This window comes from Paenibacillus sp. FSL H7-0737 (genome assembly GCF_000758545.1).
Taxonomy (GTDB): domain Bacteria; phylum Bacillota; class Bacilli; order Paenibacillales; family Paenibacillaceae; genus Paenibacillus_AQ.
This window is the reverse complement of the sequence record NZ_CP009279.1, coordinates 4,135,277-4,157,282: the sequence shown is the minus strand read 5'-3', so window position 1 is coordinate 4,157,282 and position 22,006 is coordinate 4,135,277. Positions and strand designations below refer to the sequence as shown.

Genomic DNA, 22,006 nt, shown 5'->3' with positions numbered 1-22,006 from the left:
AGATAAGCTGGAAATACTTACTTTGCCCTAAAAATAGGTTGGGACAGTTGATTCTCTTGTGCCTGATCGGAGAATAATGATAAATTAAGAGGACATACTTCGGTCTTACACCTAAAGGGGGATGATACGTTTGGAAATGGTTCAAGTCGTTTTATTAACGGTGCTCATGTTTTTTGTCCTGGTGACTGTACATGAATGGGGTCACTATTATTTTGCCAAACGCGCCGGTATTCTCGTGAGGGAATTTGCTATCGGTTTCGGTCCGAAACTGTTTTCTTATAAACGGAATGAGACACAGTTCACTTTGCGTTTACTGCCTTTTGGCGGTTATGCTCGGATGGCTGGTGAAGATCCGGAAATTATTGAAATTGGCTCAGGACAGACCATTGCAGTAAGACTCGGTCAGGATAACAAAGTGAAAAATATTTATCTGGACGCACTGGATACACGTAAAAATGTAATCCGTGGTGAGGCTTTGCATACTGATCTTGAAAATGATCTGCAAATCCGCTTGGATGTGGATGGCGAAGTTACTACTTATGACGTTCATCCTCAAGCGATGATGATTAAAGGAACGCAACAGACTCAAATTGCGCCTAAAGATCGCCAATTCGGTAGTAAAACAGTGGGTCAGCGTGCATTGGCTATTGTTGCGGGTCCTGTGATGAACTTCCTGTTAGCCTTTGTTCTGTTTGCCATCCATTTGCAAATGGTTGGAATTCCGGTGGAGAATCCTACTTATGTTAAGATCGGTGATGTCTCTGAAGGAATGCCTGCACAAGAGGCGGGATTGCAGAAGGGTGACATTATTGTCTCCATCAACGGTGAGAAGATTGGTGCCGATTACCAAAAAATGATTGACTTAACCTCGGAGTCCAAAGGGAAAGAAATGAAATGGATGCTGCAACGTGGTGATGAGACCCTTAATGTGACTCTCGTTCCTCGTAGCATGGAGGGACAAGAAGGCGGTAAAATCGGGATTACACCTGAGCTTCCTACCCGCAAAGCAGGGGTTGGAGAGACGTTGACAGGTTCAGGTAAAGCTATGGTCGATACGACGGAAGCTATCTTTCTGGGCTTTAAGCAATTGATCAATAAATTCAATATGGATGATATTGGAGGTCCGGTTCGTACCTTTGAAGTAACCGGTCAAATTGCCCAACAAGGCATTCAGTATCTTACCTATTGGGCTGCTATCCTAAGCTTGTATCTGGGGATTTTCAACCTATTACCGATTCCGGCACTCGATGGAAGCCGTCTGGCGTTCCTAGGTGTGGAGGCATTACGCGGTAAACCTGTAGATCCGAGTCGTGAAGGTATGGTTCACTTTGTCGGATTTGCACTGTTATTTTTATTAATGATTGCTGTTACGTATAATGATATTTTACGTTTGATCAGCGGCTAATTTTCTTCGGGAGGCATTCCATTACATGGCAAAAGATAAGCAATTCGTTACGGAAATCACGCCGCAAAGCGAGGATTTCTCACGCTGGTATATTGATGTTATAAAAAAAGGAGACTTGATGGACTACTCTCCTGTTCGTGGCTGTATCGTATTTAAGCCAGAGGGCTATGAAATATGGGAGCATATTCAGGAGGAAATGAACCGTCGCCTCAAGGAAACTGGGCATCGTAATGCTTATTTTCCAGTGTTCATTCCAGAGAGTTTCTTTCAAAAGGAAAAGGATCATATTGAAGGCTTTAATCCCGAACTGCCATGGGTAACTGAGGCTGGTGGAGACGTGCTTGAAGAACGTCTGGCTGTCCGTCCTACTTCTGAGACCATGTTCGGGCACATGTATTCCAAATGGATTCAGTCCTATCGTGACCTTCCTGTACTTATCAATCAATGGGCGAACGTGGTTCGTTGGGAGAAGCGTACTTTACCATTTATCCGCACTACTGAGTTTCTTTGGCAAGAAGGGCATACTGCGCATGAGAATGAAGCCGAAGCTCGTGAAGAAACCATGAAGATGCTGGATAACTACCGTGATTTTGCCGAGACATTCCTTGCCATTCCGGTGATCACTGGACAAAAGACACCTTCCGAGCGTTTTGCTGGTGCAGTAGATACGTATTCTATTGAAGCGATGATGAAAGATGGACGTGCTGTTCAGGCTGCTACCTCACATTACTTGGGTACCAAGTTTGCAACAGCATTTGAGATCCAGTATTTGAGCCGCGACAATAATTTAGAATATGTGCATACGACCTCATGGGGATCCACTACACGCTTGATTGGTTCGCTGATTATGGTACATGGCGATGACCGTGGTCTTGTTCTGCCACCTAAGGTAGCGCCAACTCAAGTGATTATGATTCCGATCGGACCTCCTAAAACTCGTGAAGCCGTGATTGGACGGACAGACGAGCTGTTCAAGGAGCTGAAGAACGCAGGTGTTCGTGTACGTGTGGATGATCGTTCGGATGTAACGCCAGGTTGGAAGTTCAATGAATATGAAATGCGCGGTATACCTGTGCGCTTGGAGCTTGGACCACGCGATATGGAGAATGGCGTTTGCGTTATCGTATCCCGTGTCACAGGTGAGAAGAAGGTAATTCAGCAGGAGAACCTTGTTGAAGAGGTACAAGCAATGCTCGAGCAGGTTCATAATGAAATGTTCGAACGTGCCCTGAAATTCCGTGAGGACCATTTCTATTCTGTAGATTCCTTGGAAGAAATGAAAGCTTCAATGGAAGAAAAACGCGGCTTTGCACTAGCTGGCTGGTGTGGTTCCGAAGAATGCGAGTCCAAAGTTAAGGAAGAGACAGGTGCGGGTAGCCGTAACATTCCTTTCGATCCGGCGGAGAAGAAACAAGTCTGCATTTGCTGTGGTAAACCAGCTGAGCATACTGTGGTTTTTGCAAAGGCATATTAATCTTTTGGTACCGATCAACAGTCTTGTAGTATTTTAATCTAGCTTCTGGAGAGAGGAGTCAGCGGGCCGAAAAAACCCAATGCTTTTTGAATCCAGAAGCTTTTTAAAATATAAGAATTTATAGGCTTACGTAATAAATTATCCTTTTATTTCTCGCATAAACACTTACCGTCCTCATAAGGACGCCGAAGGCGTTTATGCTTGAAATATAAGAAAGTATAAGTTTCACACTATACTTTATCCTTATATTTTTACGAGAAACAGTTATCGTCTTTAAAAGACGACAACGTCGTTTCTTCTTATCATATTGTACTTTCACTGAATATCATTGATTGTGTTTTACGGAGTTATCAAAGGTGGGAGGAAAGCATGGAACAAAACCAGGAGAGAAGAAAAAGATTCGAGCTCTTGATGAAGCAAGGTGAAATTCCACCTGCAATTATGGATCCCTACTTTTTAGATGGATATATAGAACGAGTAGAGATCAGCCGTGGTAACCGAGACTGGCAAATTGTGATTGCGAAAGAAAGTCTGGTTCCAGCGCAGGTATACCGGACATTTTGCCTCAGAATGCGCGAGAAGCTACAGCATATAGCCAAAGTAAGCTTTTTATTCGTATATGATCAAAAAGTTAGTAGAGCAGAGCTAGTCCAAGAATATTGGGGATTGTTTCTGGAGTGGGTGACTCGCGAGATCCCTTCGGTTAATGGCTGGCTGACACGTTCTACCCAAGAGCTTAAAGATGACACTTTAATGCTGACGATGAGTGACTCCACTTCTATGGAGCTGGCTCGTAAAAAAGGCATCGATGGGGCAATTATTAAATTTTATGATAAGTATTTCGGTCTCTCCTTAAAAGTTAAAGTGCTAATGGCAGAGAACGAAAATAATAATGTTGAAGCATACGAAGAATTTCAACAAAAGCTTCAGCAAGAACAACGCGAGATCGTTGAGCAGATGATGACTGCTGTAGAATCAGAAGCTCCTGCTGATGATAGCGATCCTAATGAAGTAATTAAGCTTCAAGTGGGGTATGAAATTAAGGAACAGGCTGTGCCGATTCTTGAAATTCAAGATGAAGAGAAGAAAATTACAATTCAGGGTACCATTTTTGGTCTGGATCGTAAGGAACTTCGCAATGGTAGTACCTTGTTCACCTTCAGTTTGACCGATTTTACGGATTCTCTACAAATGAAGATGTTCGCGAAGACTAAAGATGATCTGAAGGTTATGAGTCAGCTAGCAAACGGTAAATGGGTAAGAGCACGCGGAAAAGTTGAATATGACCGTTTTATGCAGATTCCTGAGCTAGTGATGATCCCTTCGGATTTAACGGAAGTTAAGGCACCGCCTGCGCGTAAAGATACGGCTCCTAAGAAACGGGTGGAATTCCACCTTCACACTACGATGAGTACGATGGATGCGGTCACTCCGATCACTACCTATGTCAAAACAGCTGCCCAGTGGGGGCATCCTGCGATTGCTATTTCTGATCATGGCGGAGTTCAGGCTTTTCCTGATGCGAACCATGCAGCTCATAAGCATAAGATAAAAATGATTTATGGCGTGGAAGCCAATGTTGTGAATGACTCTGTGAATATTGTCGAGAATGCTCAGCCTTTGGACTTGAAGACAGCTACCTATGTAGTGTTTGATATAGAGACCACTGGATTATCGATTACCCGCAATAATATTACGGAGCTGGCGGCCATTAAAATGTGCGAAGGCAAAGAAGTAGACCGTTATTCTACTTTTGTTAATCCGCATGAGAAGATCCCTTATCATATTCAGCAATTGACCAATATTACGGATGAAATGGTTAAGGATGCTCCTGATCTTGAGCCAGTGCTGCGTAAGTTTGTTGAATTTGTGGGTGACAGTATCCTTGTTGCTCATAACGCCAGATTTGATATGGGTTTTATTCAGGCCTCGTTACGTAAAATAGGTGAACCTGTGCTTCCGAATCCATCTCTTGATACGCTTGAGCTCGCTCGGTTACTATATCCAAGCATGAAGAATCACAGGCTGAACACATTAGCCGATAAATATAAAGTTCTTCTGGAAAGCCATCACCGTGCGATTGATGATACCATAGCGCTCGGCGGTATATTAACGGGATTGCTCGCAGATGCTGAAAAGATGAAGGGCATGACCCGCCTTGATCGACTAAACGATTATGTGGGTAATGATCTTTCGAACACAAGACCGTTCCACTGTAATATTTATGCACTTAATCAAGTAGGCAAAAAAAATCTCTATAAGCTCATTTCCATGTCACATACGGAATATTTCAAACGTGTACCTTGTATTCCGAAATCCAAGCTGGAAGAGCATAGAGATGGACTGCTCGTGATTTCCGGTTGTGAACGTGGAGAGTTTTTTGAAGCAGTACTCAACAAAACGACTGAGGAAGCCATGGAGGTTGCTCATTTTTATGATGTGCTGGAGATTCAGCCATTGACCATGTACATGCACTTGGTGGACAAGGGCTTTGTAGCAGGCCCTGATGAGCTTCGCGATGTAGTCCGCAAGGTTTGCGAAATAGGGGAACAGTTGAATAAACCTGTTATCGCAACGGGGAATGTGCATTATCTTGAACCCCGGGACAAGCTGTATCGTGATATTACGATTAATGGGATCACAGGCTTTAGTCCGCTTAAAGACCAACGCAAACCGGATGCACACTTCCGCACAACGGATGAAATGCTGTCTGAATTCGAATTTCTCGGTGCTGAAAAAGCGATGGAAGTCGTGGTTACGAATACAGTTGAGCTGGCAGAACGTTTTGAAGAGCTGGAGCTATTTCCAGATAAGCTATTTACACCAATTCTTGAAGGGGCGGACGAAGAAATTCGCGAGACCTGTTATAACACTGCCAAATCCATTTATGGCGAAGAACTACCTGAAGTAGTTATTGCCCGTTTGGAGAAAGAGCTTGCACCGATTATTAAATTCGGGTTCTCTGCCAACTATTTGATTTCTGAACGTCTCGTTAAAAAATCAAATCGAGATGGATATCTCGTAGGTTCGCGGGGTTCTGTAGGCTCTTCTGTAGTAGCTACATTTCTTGGAATTTCAGAAGTTAATCCTTTGCCTGCGCATTATATTTGCCTAAACCCTGAGTGTCGCCATAGTGAATGGTTCCTGGACGGTAGTGTGCGGAGCGGATTCGATTTACCAGATAAAGTTTGCCCGGATTGCGGTCAGAAGCTCAAAGGTGAAGGCCAGGATATTCCGTTCGAGACCTTCCTTGGATTTAAAGGGGATAAAGTTCCCGATATCGACTTGAACTTCTCAGGGGAATATCAGCCGAATGCACATAACTTTACCAAAGAAATGTTTGGTGAGAAAAATGTATTCCGTGCCGGAACGATTGGTACCGTGGCTGAGAAGACAGCTTTCGGATTTGCAAAAAAATACGAAGAACTTCACCAGAAACGTTGGCGTGGAGCTGAAGTTGGCCGTCTGGCGGCCGGTTGTACAGGCGTTAAACGTAGTACGGGACAGCATCCTGGTGGTATAGTCGTTGTTCCAGACTATATGGAGGTAGAAGATATTACGCCAGTACAATTCCCGGCGGATGATGTCAATGCCGAATGGAAGACCACACACTTTGATTATCACGCTTTTGATGCGAATTTGCTGAAGCTTGATATTCTGGGTCATGATGATCCGACGATGATGCGGATGCTTCAGGATTTGACAGGTGTTGATCCAACTTCTATCCCGATGAATGATCCGAAAGTAATGAGCATGTTTAACTCTACAGATGCACTTGGAGTAAGACCTGACGAAATCAGATCACCGGTTGCGACCTATGGTGTGCCCGAAATGGGTACCAAGTTCGTACGTCAAATGCTTATTGAGTCGAAACCATCCAGCTTTGCTGACTTACTGCAAATATCAGGTTTGTCTCATGGTACTGGAGTTTGGCTTGGTAACGCGCAAGAGCTTATAAAGAATAACACTTGTAACATTAAGACCGTTATCGGTTGTCGGGATGACATCATGCTCTTCTTAATTTATAAAGCGGGAATGGATGCGAGCTTGGCCTTTAAAATTACCGAGAGTGTTCGTAAAGGTAAAGGTTTATCTGACGAATGGATCGAGGAAATGAAAAAGTGCAAGGTTCCCCAATGGTATATTGATTCTTGTCTGAAGATTCAATACATGTTCCCGAAGGCGCATGCTGCTGCATACGTAATTTCTGCAGTACGTACCGCCTACTTCAAGCTGTATCATCCTATTGAATATTATGCGACTTATTTCTCTGTACGTGCAGCAGATTTTGATATTGAATTGTGCTGTAAGGGATATGAAGCGATCAACCGTCAGATCGTAGAAATTGAGCAAAAAGGATTTCAAGCTTTGCCAAAGGAAAAGGCTATGTTGCCTGTCCTTGAGATGGCTTTGGAGATGACGGCACGTGGGTTTACATTCAAAAACATTGATCTTTACCGTTCGGAAGCGAATAAGTTTATTGTTGATGACAAGAGTTTGATTCCTCCGTTTTCCGCATTAGCGGGAATTGGTGAGAATGCTGCTATCAACATAGCCGCTGCGAAAGATGCCGGGGAATTCCTTTCTATTGAGGATTTCCAGCAAAAATCCAAGGCGAGTAAGACAGTTATTGAGCTGCTAACCAATATGGGCTGCTTCCGCGGCCTACCGGAGAGCAATCAACTTTCCCTATTTTAAAGGCTTTAACAACACTTATTTCATGGCTAGAAAAGAGAGCTCCAAAGGGGGAGTCAAGGGCTAGCACTTGTCAGTCCAGACTCACTATGGTATAATTTCTTTGGTAATAATGAGATAAGTCCGTTGTGTAAAGAGTGGGGAAACCCACTCTTTATCTTTGGTATATAGCAAAAGACAAGTTCGTGGAGGTAATTTTCTTTTGAGCACACCCAAATCTAAAATTAAACAAACGGTAGAGCAGATGCTCGGGCCCTATCTCGACGACAATGGTTTCGAACTGGTGGACGTTGAATACGTGAAGGAAGGCTCCAATTGGTTTCTGCGTATATTCGTAGATAAAGAAGGCGGCATTGATATTGATGACTGCGGAAGCATTAGCGAATATTTCAGTCAGCAGTTGGATGAGAATGATCCTATCCCTGAGGCATATTTCCTTGAGGTTTCCTCACCGGGAGCAGAGCGTCCTCTCAAAAAAGCTGCGGATGTAGCTAAAGCGGTAGGTAAGGACGTGTATGTGACTGTTTATGAGCCGATTCAAGGACTCAAAGAATTTGAAGGTCGTTTGCTCTCGTTCGAGAACGAGGAACTGCTCATCTCCGCGGGCAAAAAAGAACATGTAGTACCGTATGCCAAAGTCGCAAGCGCGAGATTGGCCATTATTTTTTAACGTCTTGAAAGGGGGGCCGGAAATTCATGAGTATGGAGTTTATTGAAGCAATGAATGAGCTGGAAAGGGAGAGAGGCATCAGTAAAGATGTGCTGTTCGAAGCGATCGAAGCGGCGCTGATCTCTAGTTATAAACGTAATTTCAATGCAGCACAGAACGTGCGTGTTGACATGAACCGCAACACAGGTGTCATTAAAGTGTTTGCCCGCAAGCTAATTGTTGAAGAGGTCCTGGATACAAGGACTGAAATCTCATTGCCGGCAGCCAGAGAAATTAACCCGCATTTCCAGCTTGAAGACATTGCTGAGCTTGAAGTAACACCACGTGATTTCGGGCGTATTGCTGCACAGACTGCAAAGCAGGTTGTAACACAACGGATTCGCGAAGCAGAGCGTGGACTCATCTATAATGCCTTTATTGACAAAGAAGATGATATTGTAACAGGACTTGTACAACGTCAAGATATGCGGAACATTTACATTGATCTTGGTAAAATCGAAGCGGTCTTGCCGCTTAGCGAATTGATGCCAGGTGAGAAGTTTAAACAAAGCGAGCGTATCAAGGCTTATATCACTAAAGTTGAGAACACCACCAAAGGACCGCAAATTATGCTGTCCCGCAGTCATCCCGGATTGCTGAAGCGTCTGTTCGAACTAGAAGTTCCGGAAATCTTTGATGGTGTAGTTGAAATTCGTTCCGTAGCTCGCGAAGCTGGCTTCCGTTCGAAGATTGCTGTGTATTCCCGCAATCCGGAAGTGGATCCAGTTGGTTCTTGCGTAGGCCCAAGAGGAACACGCGTTCAAACCATCGTTACTGAGCTTCGTGGCGAGAAGATCGATATCGTCCGTTACTCTGATCTGGTGCAGGAGTATGTCGCTAATGCACTCAGCCCTTCTAAGGTGCTTGAAGTTCAAGTCTTTGAAGCAGAGAAAATGGCACGGGTGATCGTTCCTGATTATCAATTATCACTGGCTATCGGTATTAAAGGGCAAAATGCACGTCTTGCCGCTAAGCTTACCGGCTGGAAAATTGATATCAAGAGTGAAAGTCAAGCGGAGCAGGAATACGGTAGACCGAGAACTTCTATTGATGAAATGCATCAGGATTCCGTCTCCATTGATTAATTAACCTGCTTGACGGGAGGCGTATGTATGAAACAAAGAAAGGTGCCGCTGCGCAAATGCGTTGCTACCCAGGAGATGATGCCGAAAAAAGAGCTGATTCGAGTGGTTAGAACGCCCGAGGGTGAAGTACTGATTGATCTGACAGGAAAGAAGTCAGGCCGTGGTGCTTACATATGCGGCAAGCTTGAATGCTTTAAGCTGGCACAGAAGAATAAAGCACTTGACCGCGCTTTGAAATGTCAAGTGAGTCCTGAAATCTATGACCAGCTTGCCCGGGAGTTTACTTCCGTGGAAGAGCAGTTTCTAGCAGCAAAGGATAGTGAGGATAATGAGTAAGGCGCTTTCTTATTTAGGGCTTGCCATGAGAGCAGGCAAGATAGTCACCGGCGATGAGGCTGTACTCAAAGCTGTACGGTCTTCAGAGGCGAAGCTGGTCGTTCTGGCAGGTGACGCTTCAGATAATACCCAAAAAAAGTTCCGTGATAAATGCGGAACCTACGATATTCCACTAGTAATCGCATTTCACCGAGACAGCCTCGGTGCAAGTATTGGTAAAGACCAGCGTGTAGTACTGGCCATTACGGATAAAGGATTCGCGGAAATGATCTCCAAGCAACTCGGAGATACTGTCGGAGGTGGATTTATTGACTAAAGAAGAGAACAAAGATAAATTGCGCGTGTACGAATACGCCAAGTCACTAAACATGAGCAGTAAAGAAATTATTACAATTCTGAAGCGTTTGAATGTCCCTGTGAATAATCATATGAGTGTCATGGAGAACGGTTCCGTGAACAAAGTAGAGCAATTCTTCAAGGATATCAAGTCGAACGCTGCAGCCAAACGGGATACCAGCTCTAGCAGCCGTCCGGTGACAACCGGTGCGGTAACTGCCGAACCCCAAAGTGCTCAGAATGCCAACAAAAATCAACAGGAAAAGCAGGTAGGTATGAACAGTAACCAAAACAACAACCAATCGACGACGTCCCCAAGGCCCCAAAGCGGACAAGATTCCCGCAGAACAACAACAGGTTCAACGCAGAATGCACGTCCGCAACAAAGCGGAGCTCCACGTACTAACAGTACTAGCGGAAGCCGTCCGCAAGGAAGTAGCACAGGCGGCAATCGTCCACAAGGTAGCAACACTGGTGGCAGCCGTCCGCAAGGAAGTAATACTGGCAGCCGTCCACAAGGTAGCAGTACCGGTGGTAGCCGTCCGCAAGGCAGCAGCACTGGTGGCAGCCGTCCGCAAGGTAGTAATACCGGTGGTAGCCGTCCACAAGGAAGCAATACTGGCAGCCGTCCGCAAGGACAAAGCAGTGCACCTCGCACTGACAGCCGCCCACAAGGTCAATCTGGCACTGGCGGTGGCTTCACACGCGGTGACGACAGAGGTCCTAAGAAGAACACAACTGGTGGTAGACCAAATACGAACAATAGACGGTTTGATGATGGCAAAGGCGGTAACTACCGCGGTCGTGGTGGTAAGAATGGCCGCGGCAAGAATCAGCCAATGGTTCACCGTGAGAAGATCGATAACACACCTAAGAAGATTATCGTTCGTGGTAGCATGACTGTTGGTGAAACAGCAAAATTGCTTCACAAAGACGCTTCTGAAGTAATTAAGAAGCTTATCTCTATGGGTGTTATGGCAACCATCAACCAAGAGCTGGATATCGACACCATCCTGCTACTCGCTGCTGAATTCGGCGTAGAAGTAGAAGTGAAGATTCCTGTTGATGAGGATAGCTTTGAAACTGTGGAAGAGAATGATGCTGAAGAAGAACTTCAGTCACGTCCTCCAGTAGTTACGATCATGGGTCACGTTGACCACGGTAAAACTACTTTGCTGGATGCCATTCGTTCGACGAGTGTATCTCTAGGCGAAGCAGGCGGAATCACACAGCATATCGGTGCTTATCAAGTTGAAATCAACCAGAAGAAAATCACGTTCCTAGATACACCTGGTCACGAAGCATTTACTGCTATGCGTGCTCGTGGTGCACAGGTAACAGATATGACTATTATCGTAGTTGCTGCTGATGACGGTGTTATGCCTCAGACCGTTGAAGCTATTGCACATGCTAAGGCTGCTGGACTTCCGATTATTGTCGCTGTTAATAAAATCGACAAGCCGGGTGCAGATCCTGACAAAGTGAAGCAAGAGCTTACAAGCTATGAACTCGTTCCTGAAGAGTGGGGCGGAGATACCATCTTCGTTAACCTTTCTGCAAAACAACGTATTAACTTGGAAGAACTGCTGGAAATGATTCTGCTCGTTGCTGAAGTAAATGAGTACAAAGCGAACCCTGACAAACGGGCACGCGGTACGGTTATAGAAGCTGAGCTTGATAAGAATCGTGGACCAGTTGCACGTGTTCTGGTACAGAACGGTACATTGAAAGTCGGCGATGCTTTCGTAGCAGGTAACTGCTTCGGACGTGTACGTGCGATGGTTAATGATAAAGGACGTAAGATCAAGGAAGCTGGACCTTCCACTCCAGTAGAAATTACTGGTTTGACTGAGGTACCACAAGCTGGCGATCCGTTTATGGCTTTCGAAGACGAGCGTAAAGCCCGTGCGATTGCTGATAGACGTTCCACATCCCAACGTCAATCTGAGCTGAATACGAACACCCGTGTAACATTGGATGATTTGTTCCAGCACATTAAAGACGGCGAGATCAAAGACCTTAACGTTATCATTAAAGCTGACGTACAAGGTTCAGTCGAGGCACTTAAAGGTTCCTTGGCTAAGATCGAAGTGGAAGGCGTCCGCGTGAAGATCATTCACAGCGGTGCTGGTGCCATTACGGAATCCGATATTACACTTGCAGCAGCATCTAATGCTATTGTTATTGGCTTTAACGTTCGTCCGGACGCTCAGACCAAGGCAGCTGCTGAACAAGAAAAAGTAGATGTTCGTCTCCATAACATCATCTACAATGTAATCGAGGAAATCGAAAGTGCAATGAAGGGTATGCTTGATCCTATCTACAAAGAGAACGTTATCGGTCACGCTGAAGTACGTAGCGTCTTCAAAATCAGTAAAGTGGGTACCATTGCAGGTTGTATGGTAATTGATGGTAAAATTACCCGTAATGCTGAAATGCGCTTGATCCGTAGCGGAATCGTTGTATTTACAGGTAAAGTTGATACCTTGAAACGCTTTAAAGATGATGCCAAAGAAGTGGCGCAAGGTTATGAATGCGGCATAACTTTGGAACGCTATAATGACGTCCAAGAGGGCGACATTATCGAAGCGTTTCTTATGGAAACTGTAGAGCGCTAAGCGAAGAGGTGAATATAGATGTCTAAAATTAGAGCAGGACGAGTGGGCGAGCAGATCAAGAAAGAGCTTAGTCAACTTATCCAAAGCGGACTGAAAGATCCTCGAATCGGTTTTGTAACTGTAACTGGCGTAGACGTGACTAACGATCTGTCGCAAGCGAAAGTATACCTAAGCGTGTTCGGGGATGAAGAGCAGAAGTCAGGCTCCCTTAAAGCGATTGAGAAAGCTAATGGTTTTCTTCGCTCCGAGCTTGGCAAGGCGATACGCCTTCGGCATACACCGGAACTGATCTTCAAGATCGATGAATCTGTCGCTTATGGCAGTCACATTGAGAAACTTCTTGGAGAGCTTCATAAGAACGATTAGAAATAGGTACTAAAAGGAGTTCAAAATAGCTCAAGGCTATTTTGAACAACCTTTATAAAGGAGACGGCGAATGCAGAGCTATGAACAAAGTCTCCAGCAGACCCGTGAGTTTCTGCTGGAACACGACGATTACCTTGTAGTGTCGCATGTTCAGCCGGACGGAGATGCAGTCAGCTCCACCCTAGCGGTGGGCTGGCTTCTCTCATGTCTGGGCAAAAAATACACTATGCTGAATGAAGGACCGATACCGAAGCGGATGGAATATTTATGGCATTCGGATGAAATCATCAATATGGCCTCTAGTGAGCCGCCCCGTCAATACAGCAATGTGATCTGTGTGGATTGTGCTGATTTTCAGCGAGTAGGACTGACTCATCGCTATTTTGCGAAGGATGCTCTAATCCTGAACATTGACCATCATCCCACTAACAACGGTTATGGACTTGTGAATTTAATCAAACCGGATGCTGCTGCGACTGCGGAAATTTTGTTCGATCTGCTGAAGACGTTCGATATTGAATGGGACATTGATATCGCCACAGCTTTATACACAGGTCTTTTGACAGATACTGGTGGATTTCGATATACCAACACATCACCAAAAGTAATGGCAGCCGTATCTGAACTGCTTTCTTATGGCGTTAACGGTCCTGAACTGGCTGAGACATTACTTGAAGAAATGACATTGCCGCAGATTAAAATTTTAAATAAAGCGTTAAATACTCTTCAATTATCACCCGAAGGGGATATTGCCTGGCTCTATGTTACACCGGAGGATATGATTGAATGTGCTGCTGCTAATGAAGATTTAGAAGGTCTCGTGAACTACCCTCGCAATATTCGAGGTGTGGAGGTAGGGATTTTGTTCAAAGTCATTCATGAACATGCGGTTAAAGTTAGTTTGCGTTCTGCTGGTAAGGTGGACGTGGCTGATCTAGCGCAAACGTTTGGAGGTGGCGGTCATACCCGTGCTGCAGGCGCGCGTATAGAAGCTACACTCGAAACGGCAATATCGCAGGTGCTTGAGGAGGTAAGACGTCATTTATGAGTGAATTAGAAGGTGTACTGGCGGTTTACAAGCCGGCCGGCTTCACTTCACATGATGTTGTGGCCAAGGCACGTCGTATTCTCGGCATGAAACGGATCGGACATACGGGAACGCTTGATCCACAGGTAACAGGTGTGCTGCCACTTTGTCTGGGCCGTGCTACTCGTGTCGTGGAGTATATTCAGGAGTTGCCCAAAGAATATGTGGCAACACTGAGACTAGGGATGTCCAGTGATACTGAGGACTTAACTGGGACTATTATAGAAACTGTAGATGAGGTGCATGTAACTGAAGAAGAGATTCTATCAGTGCTCGCTTCATTTAAAGGGGTTATTTCTCAGGTTCCACCGATGTATTCTGCGGTTAAAGTTGACGGCAAACGTCTTTATGAGTTAGCAAGAGAAGGTAAAACCGTTGAACGTAAAAGCCGTGAAGTAGAGATTTATGAAATTGAAATGACGGATATGACTTGGGAAGGCAATCATCCCGATATCACATTCCGGGTGCTTTGCTCTAAGGGGACGTACATTCGTACGCTCTGTGTCGATATCGGACGAGCACTTGGACTGCCGGGTGTGATGGTGAAACTAGAGAGAACGATGTCGGCAGGGATTTCAGCCAGTCATTGTCTTACGCTAGAGGATATTGCGACTCACAAGGAAGCCGGAACATTGGAAGATCATTTAATCGCTGCAGACGAAGCCATTTCTCATATGCCAAAGCACACTGTAATGGATGAGAAAAAGAAGGCAGCTTTGCAGGGGCAGCGTTTGTCCTCACGATTTATAGCTCCAGAGGTGAAGACGAACAGTCAATTTCGGCTATACGATCTTCAAGGTGGATTTCTTGGCATTTATGAATTGGAAGATACAGGTGCAATTGCTCCAGTGAAGGTATTTGCACAAGCTTAAATCAATTTTACCAAGTGAATTGTAGGTGAGAAACAGCGTGAGAACCGTAACGTTAACTTATCCGATGTCTCCGGAGACTGCTGCAGAGTGGGCTCAGCCTCAAGTGGCTGCTCTAGGGCAGTTTGACGGATTGCATCGTGGACATGCTAGCGTCATTACATCCGCTGTGGCCCTAGCCCGTAAACAAGGTGTGCCGGCCGCAGTCCTTACATTTCATCCACATCCTAAAGATGTTATGGGTAAGGGTGATTATGAAGGGTATTTGACGCCACCCGTAGAAAAGCAGGAGATTCTTGCTAGTTTGGGTGTCGATATCTTATATGTTATTGAATTTAACGAGCAGCTTTCCCGTGTAAGTCCACAGAATTTTGTCTCTGTTATGCTTTTGCCGCTACATATTGTAACTGCAGTTGTCGGCTTTGACTTTCGTTTTGGTTATCAAGGTGAAGGCGACGTTGAAATGCTTCGCAAGCTGGGTGAAGGTGTTATGAATGTAGAGGTTGCTCCCCCTTTTCTGCTAGATGGTGAGAAGGTCAGCAGCTCCGGCATTCGTAAAAGTCTCCAAAACGGGGATTTAGAGCTGGCAAACTCCTGGTTCGGACGTTGCTACTATCTGCGTGGTGAAGTGGGTCATGGTGAGAAGAGAGGTCGCACCATTGGTTTTCCAACGGCGAATTTGAAGCTCAGTGCTCATTTTGTCATTCCGACTAAAGGTGTATATGCGGTCCGAGTCTTTTATAAGGATAAAGTTTTGTACGGGGTCATGAATGTGGGCGTTAAACCTACCTTTCATGAGGGTGTATTGACGCCAAGCTTTGAGGTCCATCTGTTTGACTTCGAAGGTGATTTGTATGATCAAGAGCTTAAGGTGGAGTTAGTATCTTACATTCGTCCTGAACGAAAATTCGAATCCATTGGTGCATTGATTACTCAAATCGGTGAGGATGCAGAAACCGCGAAGAAGATTTTGGGTTATAATCTATAGTCATCCCGGACAAGCCGTTTACTTTTGTTAATGGAGATGCTATACTAATAAACGTTGCTGGCTTACAGCACCATAACCTTAGCTTGGTTGCACGTTCTCACCGACGGTGACGAGGCTAATGGCGATTATATTGAAGGAGGTGAACAGGATGGCATTAACTCAAGAACGTAAACATCAATTGATCGACGAGCACAAAACTCACGAATCCGATACTGGATCCCCTGAGGTGCAAGTTGCTATCCTAACGGAGAACATCGTTAATTTGACTGACCACTTGCGTACGCACAAGAAAGATCATCACTCCCGTCGCGGATTGTTGAAAATGGTTGGACAACGTCGTAAACTTCTGGCGTATTTGAAAAACAAAGACATCAGACGTTACAGCGCCCTGATCGAAAGACTGGGATTGCGTCGTTAATTTTCCATAAGATAACCCTTAAAGCAGCCTGGTTGTATACCGTATGTCCTTCTCGGAGCGACAGCGGGACAGCTGGGTTGCTTTTTGAAAATTTAGGGAAAACTTTATAGCAAGACTGATGAGATTATTCGTAAAAACGGCCACTTTACATCATCTGTAAGACTTAGCCGTTTCTTCTTATATGTATACAGAACAGGCTACATACCTTGAATTATAAGAAAGTATATGTTTCATGCTATACTTTATCCTTATAATTCTCGCATAAACGCTACCGTCCTTATAAGGACGCCGAAGGCGTTTTTAGCTTGGGGACAAGCCTTTCCGATTCATTAGATCGATATGTGAACCTGCAATATTTGACTGCGGGTCTACTACTATTCAAGGAGGTATTTATGGAAAAACGTGTAGAAATGCAGCTAGGCGGAAGACGCCTTGTGCTGGAAACGGGCCGACTAGCTAAACAAGCAAACGCAGCCGTTATGGTGCGTTATGGGGATACTTCGGTATTATGTACCGTTACGGCTTCGAAAGAGCCGAAGGACCTGGATTTTTTCCCGCTTACAGTTAACTATGAGGAAAGATTATATGCGGTAGGTAAAATTCCGGGAGGATTTATTAAACGGGAAGGTAGACCGAGTGAGAAAGCGATTCTGTCCAGCCGTTTGACTGACCGACCAATCAGACCACTGTTCCCTGAAGGTTTCCGTAACGATGTTCAGGTATTGAACATGGTAATGAGTGTGGATCAGGACTGCGCACCAGATATTGCTGCTATGATCGGTACTTCAGCTGCACTTAGTATTTCAGATGTGCCTTTTGATGGACCCATCGGCGGAGTTGCTGTAGGTCGGATTAATGGAGAATTTGTGATCAATCCGGATATGGCTCAGCAAGCAATCAGTGATATTTATGTAGTGGTTGCTGGAACGAAGGAAGCAATCATGATGGTTGAAGCAGAAGCGAATGAAGTGACGGAAGATGTGATGCTCGAAGCGATTATGTTCGGTCATGATGAAATCCGTAAGATCGTTGCAACCATTGAAGAACTGGTCAAAGTGGCTGGTAAAGAAAAAATGGCTGTGAAGCTGCATGCAGTGAATGCTGACGTGAATACTGAGGTCCGTGCATTTGCTGAAGCTCGTCTGGTGGAAGCCGTTAAAATTGCTGAAAAACATGCTCGTCAGGAAGCGATTGATGTCGTTAATGATGAAGCGGTTGCGTATTTCGTAGAGAAGTACATAGAAGCACCGGAGCTTCTGAAAGATGTTAAAGAAGTCCTACATGATATCGTGAAGGATGAAGTAAGACGTCTAATCACGCATGATAAGGTTCGTCCAGATGGACGTAAACTTGATGAAATCCGTCCGATTGAATGTGATACAAGCCTGTTACCGCGTACACATGGTTCCGGTCTGTTCACACGTGGACAAACACAAATCCTTAGCGTTTGTACCCTTGGAGCTCTAGGTGATGTACAAATCCTCGACGGAATCGATCCTACTGAAACGAAACGTTTCATGCACCATTACAACTTCCCTCCGTTCAGCGTAGGAGAAGCTCGTCCGCTTAGAGCACCAGGACGTCGTGAAATCGGTCACGGAGCACTTGGAGAACGTGCATTATCCAAGGTAATTCCTAGTGAAACTGAATTCCCGTACACGATTCGTCTAGTATCAGAAGCAATTGAATCTAACGGTTCTACCTCCCAGGCAAGTATCTGTGCCAGCATTCTGGCTATGATGGACGCTGGTGTGCCAATCAAAGCACCAGTAGCCGGAGTAGCAATGGGTCTGATCAAAGACGGAGATCATGTCTCCATCCTGACGGATATTCAAGGTATGGAAGATCATCTCGGAGATATGGACTTCAAGGTAGCTGGTACAGCAGAAGGTGTTACAGCTATTCAAATGGACATTAAGATTGCCGGTATCGACCGCAACATTCTTCAAGATGCACTTCAGCAGGCTAAAGAAGGCCGTCTGTTCATCTTGGACAAAATGAATGAAGCGATCTCTGCGCCAAGACCTAATCTGTCCAAATATGCTCCAAAAATCATTATTATCAACATCAATCCGGACAAAATCCGTGATGTTATCGGTGCTGGTGGTAAGATTATCAATAAAATTATTGAAGAAACCGGCGTGAAAATCGACATCGAACAAGATGGCCGTGTCTTTATCGGTTCTTCAGATGAAGAAATGATCCAAAAGGCTCGTTCGATTATCGAAGGTCTTGTGCGTGAAGTACAAGTCGGAGAAATCTATGTGGGTACAGTTAGACGTATTGAGAAATTTGGTGCATTTGTTGAACTTATTCCGGGCAAAGACGGATTGGTACACATTTCCCAATTGTCTACTGAGCGTGTAGCTAAGGTAGAAGATGTTGTTGCTATTGGTGACACCATTACCGTTAAAGTTACCGAGATCGATCCACAAGGCCGGGTTAACCTGTCTCGTAAAGCAGTGTTGACTTCGGAAACTGGAGCTAAAGCGTAAGATTGATCTTAGTAATAACCTTTACTAAAGGGATCTAATTTCATTATTAAAAGAGACAGAAGCGATTTGCGTTCTGGCTCTTTTTTTATATGAACGAAGCTGGAAAACTGTAGCAAACATTCCTATCTATTAGTCTTGTATCTGTTCATGACATAAATTCCTCCCTTGTCTCATAGATTGGGACAAAGTGTCTTTGTAATCGTGTGGAACGAACCTGAAATTCGTTTCTACCGGGGAGGAAGTCGTCATGAAGACGGAAAAAGTGGCATTAGTGGTTGCTTGTGTAGCAATCGTGATAGGAATTGGTAGCACACAGGGACCAGTCAAAGACATGCTTGCGCAATTGAAGCCGCAGGATGATCTCGCGGTGTGGATGGATATCCCTAAGGCGGCGAACAACGATCTTCGTCTGAGGATTGAGACCGCCGCGGCCAAACTAAATGCACCTCCAGTGGATGCAGTGGTTGACCGGGTGTGGAAAGCCATTCCGGGCTATAACGGACTTGAGATTGATGTAGAGAGTACCTATCGGAATGCTCTTTTGGCACCAAAAGAGCCCATAAAGTTAGTGTATCGGCAGATCGAACCAAAAGTATCGTTAAATGAACTGGGAGCAGAACCTATATATCGAGGAAATTCGGCGAAACCGATGGTATCACTGATGATTAATGTGGCTTGGGGGAATCAGTATATCGTGCCAATGCTGGATATTTTGGATGAAGAGAACGTGAAAGTTACGTTTTTTCTGGATGGAAGCTGGCTGAGTAAGAATCCAGAGCTTGCTACAGAAATGTTAAAGCGTGGTCATGAGATGGAGAATCACGCCTATACCCACCCCAATATGAGTACTTTAAGTCGAGCGCGGGCTACCGTTGAGATTGAGAAGACGCAAAAGCTGCTAAAGGAATCGCTTGGAGTCACTAATAAATGGTTCGCACCTCCATCTGGTGATTTCGATCAAGAGACAGTAGAAATCGCTAGCAGCTTGGGCTTAAAGACTGTACTCTGGACTGTAGATACGGTGGATTGGCGAAATCCTTCTCCTGAATCTATAGTTGCCAAAATCACAAGCAAAGCTGAAGCCGGCACACTTGTTCTAATGCATCCTACTGCCTCATCCTCCAAGGCGCTGAAGGCCATGATACGCGGGATAAAGGCAAAAGGGTTACAGCTAGGAACAGTTAGCCAAACGCTGTCAGCGGAGCGTCTAATCCCCTCTGATGTTGAGTGAGTGATCTATTTCTGGTAGGATTATAGGCACGTGTATTAATTTAGATAGAACATGGCTATTGCCAGGAGGACATGAAGTGGAAAAAATAGTATTATCCAATGGATTACGAGTAGTGATGGAAAAAATTCCGACCGGCCGGTCCGTTTCATTTGGAATATGGGTGAAGACAGGTTCGCGGAATGAACACCCTGGAAACAACGGGATATCCCATTTTGTAGAGCATATGCTTTTTAAAGGTACGGACCGATATAGTGCTAAGGATATTGCCGAACAGTTCGATGCTATTGGCGGCAATGTAAATGCGTTTACTTCTAAGGAATATACTTGCTATTATGCAAAAGTACTGGATGAGCATCTGCCTATCGCAGTAGATGTATTAGCAGATATGTTCTTCCGTTCACGTATGGATGCTGAAGAGCTGGAGAAAGAAAAGAACGTCATTCTTGAGGAAATTTCTATGTGCGAAGATACACCAGACGATCTTGTGCATGATTTGATGTGTGCTGCTGCTTACAAGGATCATCCGCTTGCGTATTCTATCCTTGGCTTAAAGGAACGGCTGATGGAGATGAAGCCGGATGATCTTCGTGCCTACATGAAGGAGCAGTATACGATTGAGAATACGGTAATTAGTGTAGCTGGGAACATCAGCGATGGATTGATTGAGCTGCTGGAGCAGCATTTTGGTTCTTTTGCTAATCATGGCACATCTGCGCCGTTGACTCCACCGGATTATTATGGGGACTTGTTGTTTCACCGCAAAAAAACAGAACAGAATCATATCTGTCTTTCCCTACCAGGGGTCCGCTCTGGCGACCCATTGCAATATGCTATGGTGCTTATTAATAATGCCATTGGCGGCGGTATGAGCTCACGGATGTTCCAAGAGATTCGCGAAAAACGTGGCCTAGCCTATTCTGTATATTCATACCACAGTTCTCAAGCGGATTCTGGTTTGTTCACGGTCTATGCTGGAACAGCACCGAAGCAAACTAAGGATGTAACGGAGCTAATTAAGGAAATGATGTACGAACTTGCTACTGAGGGTCTTAGTGAAGATGAACTGAGAAAAGGCAAGGAGCAGCTTAAAGGTAGCCTTATTCTTAGCCTGGAAAGCACTAGTAGCCGGATGAATCGGATTGGAAAAAATGAACTTATGCTCGGAAAACATAACACATTAGACGATATGATCGCCAAGATTCAGTTAGTAACGATGGACAATATCAACAGTGTGCTTGATAATATGTTTGCTGAGCCGCTTTCTTTAGCGATGGTAGGTTCAACAGATAAAGCTATTGCAAATGTTAGGAGAGATGATCTTGTCTTATTACGTACAAATCAATAAACTAGCTGGAAACGAGGATGTTAATCTTCCTTGTAAAATGTCAGAACAGGCTTCCGGGTATGATCTATATGCCGCAGTTGGTAGCGAAGTCGTGCTTGCACCTGGAGAACGTGCATTAATTCCAACAGGCATATCATTAGCTATGCCAGACGGATTAGAAGCTCAAATTCGTCCACGAAGTGGACTAGCCTTGAAGCATGGGATTACGTGTTTGAACACACCTGGAACGATTGATGCTGATTATCGTGGAGAGATCAAAGTGTTGTTGATCAATCTAGGGCAAGAGCCATTTGCTATCGCTCGTAATGAGCGCATTGCCCAAATGGTATTTCAAGCGGTTCCAGTGGTCACTTTGGTTGAAGTAGATGCTTTATCCGAAACAGAACGTGGAGCCGGAGGCTTCGGTCACACTGGCAAATAATATGACTTATTAAAAAGCTTGCGAAATTATGCCCAATCGGCGTGATTCGCGAGCTTTTTTCGTTTGAATATGACAATTTATAAGTTTCACATTTAAGCCTGCATGCTAATTCTTCTCCGCTTTTCACC

General features: G+C 44.8%; 16 protein-coding genes and 1 pseudogene. All 17 read left to right on the top strand.

Translation table 11 applies throughout. The features are described 5' to 3' along the window. The first annotated feature begins 130 nt into the window (after positions 1-130). The 17 genes and pseudogenes from rseP (at position 131) to dut (ending at position 21,878) form a co-directional block, all read left to right on the top strand. A complete protein-coding gene (gene rseP, locus H70737_RS18135; protein ID WP_042189420.1) occupies positions 131-1,405 on the top strand; it encodes an RIP metalloprotease RseP in 1,275 nt (424 codons plus the stop codon). A 25-nt stretch (positions 1,406-1,430) separates the two neighbouring features. Then, complete coding sequence (gene proS, locus H70737_RS18130; RefSeq protein WP_042189419.1) at positions 1,431-2,879, top strand: proline--tRNA ligase; 1,449 nt, start codon at positions 1,431-1,433, stop codon at positions 2,877-2,879. Between the two features lie 369 nt (positions 2,880-3,248). Beyond that, positions 3,249-7,577: a PolC-type DNA polymerase III gene (locus H70737_RS18125; protein WP_042189418.1), complete on the top strand. Its 4,329-nt coding sequence runs from the start codon at positions 3,249-3,251 to the stop codon at positions 7,575-7,577. 199 nt (positions 7,578-7,776) lie between these two features. Continuing rightward, on the top strand, positions 7,777-8,244 hold the full coding sequence (gene rimP, locus H70737_RS18120; RefSeq protein ID WP_042128863.1) for a ribosome maturation factor RimP: 468 nt from the start codon (positions 7,777-7,779) through the stop codon (positions 8,242-8,244). Positions 8,245-8,270: 26 nt separating this feature from the next. Then, positions 8,271-9,368 carry a transcription termination factor NusA gene (gene nusA, locus H70737_RS18115; protein WP_042189417.1) on the top strand — a complete coding sequence of 366 codons (1,098 nt, stop codon included), beginning with the start codon at positions 8,271-8,273 and terminating at the stop codon, positions 9,366-9,368. A 27-nt stretch (positions 9,369-9,395) separates the two neighbouring features. Beyond that, a complete protein-coding gene (gene rnpM, locus H70737_RS18110) occupies positions 9,396-9,704 on the top strand; it encodes an RNase P modulator RnpM (RefSeq protein WP_042189416.1) in 309 nt (102 codons plus the stop codon). Further along, positions 9,697-10,018: pseudogene (locus H70737_RS18105) on the top strand (YlxQ family RNA-binding protein); the annotation flags it as partial. The gene rnpM and the pseudogene H70737_RS18105, both read left to right, overlap by 8 nt. Further along, positions 10,013-12,658: a translation initiation factor IF-2 gene (gene infB / locus H70737_RS18100; RefSeq protein ID WP_042189415.1), complete on the top strand. Its 2,646-nt coding sequence runs from the start codon at positions 10,013-10,015 to the stop codon at positions 12,656-12,658. The pseudogene H70737_RS18105 and the gene infB, both read left to right, overlap by 6 nt. A gap of 18 nt (positions 12,659-12,676) precedes the next feature. Beyond that, positions 12,677-13,024, top strand: a complete 348-nt coding sequence (rbfA, locus tag H70737_RS18095) for a 30S ribosome-binding factor RbfA (protein WP_042128856.1) — start codon at positions 12,677-12,679, stop codon at positions 13,022-13,024. 70 nt (positions 13,025-13,094) lie between these two features. Beyond that, positions 13,095-14,072, top strand: a complete 978-nt coding sequence (locus tag H70737_RS18090; RefSeq protein WP_042189414.1) for a DHH family phosphoesterase — start codon at positions 13,095-13,097, stop codon at positions 14,070-14,072. Further along, the gene (gene truB, locus H70737_RS18085) at positions 14,069-14,983 is read left to right on the top strand and encodes a tRNA pseudouridine(55) synthase TruB (protein ID WP_042189413.1); all 915 of its coding nucleotides are present in this window, start codon (positions 14,069-14,071) and stop codon (positions 14,981-14,983) included. Before H70737_RS18090 ends, truB begins: the two co-directional genes overlap by 4 nt. A gap of 37 nt (positions 14,984-15,020) precedes the next feature. Then, the gene (locus tag H70737_RS18080) at positions 15,021-15,968 is read left to right on the top strand and encodes a bifunctional riboflavin kinase/FAD synthetase (RefSeq protein WP_042189412.1); all 948 of its coding nucleotides are present in this window, start codon (positions 15,021-15,023) and stop codon (positions 15,966-15,968) included. Positions 15,969-16,116: 148 nt separating this feature from the next. Continuing rightward, positions 16,117-16,386: a 30S ribosomal protein S15 gene (gene rpsO, locus H70737_RS18075; protein ID WP_036656390.1), complete on the top strand. Its 270-nt coding sequence runs from the start codon at positions 16,117-16,119 to the stop codon at positions 16,384-16,386. Between the two features lie 392 nt (positions 16,387-16,778). Beyond that, positions 16,779-18,881, top strand: a complete 2,103-nt coding sequence (pnp, locus tag H70737_RS18070) for a polyribonucleotide nucleotidyltransferase (RefSeq protein WP_042189411.1) — start codon at positions 16,779-16,781, stop codon at positions 18,879-18,881. A gap of 247 nt (positions 18,882-19,128) precedes the next feature. After that, a complete protein-coding gene (locus tag H70737_RS18065) occupies positions 19,129-20,112 on the top strand; it encodes a polysaccharide deacetylase family protein (protein WP_042189410.1) in 984 nt (327 codons plus the stop codon). A gap of 76 nt (positions 20,113-20,188) precedes the next feature. Beyond that, entirely contained in the window at positions 20,189-21,457 is a 1,269-nt protein-coding gene (locus H70737_RS18060) for a M16 family metallopeptidase (protein ID WP_042189409.1), read from the top strand. After that, positions 21,432-21,878, top strand: coding sequence for a dUTP diphosphatase (dut, locus tag H70737_RS18055; RefSeq protein ID WP_197071224.1), 447 nt, complete (start codon positions 21,432-21,434; stop codon positions 21,876-21,878). Before H70737_RS18060 ends, dut begins: the two co-directional genes overlap by 26 nt. The last annotated feature ends 128 nt before the right edge of the window (positions 21,879-22,006 follow it).

What these genes read in the sequence shown, in the direction of transcription:
- proS (WP_042189419.1), top strand. Translation starts at nt 1,431, where the DNA reads ATGGCAAAAGATAAGCAATTCGTTACGGAAATCACGCCGCAAAGCGAG.
- H70737_RS18125 (WP_042189418.1), top strand. Translation starts at nt 3,249, where the DNA reads ATGGAACAAAACCAGGAGAGAAGAAAAAGATTCGAGCTCTTGATGAAG.
- nusA (WP_042189417.1), top strand. Translation starts at nt 8,271, where the DNA reads ATGAGTATGGAGTTTATTGAAGCAATGAATGAGCTGGAAAGGGAGAGA.
- rnpM (WP_042189416.1), top strand. Translation starts at nt 9,396, where the DNA reads ATGAAACAAAGAAAGGTGCCGCTGCGCAAATGCGTTGCTACCCAGGAG.
- rbfA (WP_042128856.1), top strand. Translation starts at nt 12,677, where the DNA reads ATGTCTAAAATTAGAGCAGGACGAGTGGGCGAGCAGATCAAGAAAGAG.
- H70737_RS18090 (WP_042189414.1), top strand. Translation starts at nt 13,095, where the DNA reads ATGCAGAGCTATGAACAAAGTCTCCAGCAGACCCGTGAGTTTCTGCTG.
- truB (WP_042189413.1), top strand. Translation starts at nt 14,069, where the DNA reads ATGAGTGAATTAGAAGGTGTACTGGCGGTTTACAAGCCGGCCGGCTTC.
- rpsO (WP_036656390.1), top strand. Translation starts at nt 16,117, where the DNA reads ATGGCATTAACTCAAGAACGTAAACATCAATTGATCGACGAGCACAAA.
- pnp (WP_042189411.1), top strand. Translation starts at nt 16,779, where the DNA reads ATGGAAAAACGTGTAGAAATGCAGCTAGGCGGAAGACGCCTTGTGCTG.
- H70737_RS18065 (WP_042189410.1), top strand. Translation starts at nt 19,129, where the DNA reads ATGAAGACGGAAAAAGTGGCATTAGTGGTTGCTTGTGTAGCAATCGTG.